This window comes from Faecalicatena contorta, assembly GCF_001404335.1.
Taxonomy (GTDB): domain Bacteria; phylum Bacillota; class Clostridia; order Lachnospirales; family Lachnospiraceae; genus Faecalicatena; species Faecalicatena contortus_B.
This window is the reverse complement of sequence record NZ_CYZU01000127.1, coordinates 1-520: the sequence shown is the minus strand read 5'-3', so window position 1 is coordinate 520 and position 520 is coordinate 1. Positions and strand designations below refer to the sequence as shown.

Annotated in this window: 1 protein-coding gene; it reads right to left on the bottom strand. The window is 40.2% G+C overall.

The window, feature by feature from the left end:
• Nucleotides 1-65: 65 nt before the first annotated feature.
• Nucleotides 66-520: hypothetical protein (locus ARB69_RS27530; RefSeq protein WP_207643127.1), on the bottom strand; the 455-nt coding region annotated here is incomplete at its 5' end.

Below are 520 nucleotides of genomic sequence, written 5' to 3'. Positions count from 1 at the left end.
AGTGCAGCTTATAGGCACAATGCCATCAGTTAATGACGCTATAGCCATAACCGGAGAATGCATGATTAGGCAATAGCAAAGCTCACGCCAAAATACACATATATGCCAGCGCTTACAGTGTATACACCATTTGCCCGAACAGATCCATCGGTCAGAACCTTAAATCCCCTTCCGGCAACGGTCGTTGAAAAATATATGGTTCCGGTTGGTTTAAGAGGCGTCTTAAACAGAACGGTGTCATTGTCATACGTTGCCGGATTTAAATACATAAATCCATTTATCTTGCAGTCGTAAGCGTTTGCTTTTACTATGATGGACTTGTTGCCTATGTTTGCATTGACGCTGGTTGGAGTATATGTTTTATATTCCAAATTGCGATTTAGTAGAAGAAAGGAATATGAATATGAGAACAAGAGACAGACCGGCGCCGGTCTTATTTTTGACAGAAAATACCAATAAGGAGAGTAAATCAATTGTATATTAATGCAGATACCATTATAACAACCGCCAGCGTGATAAC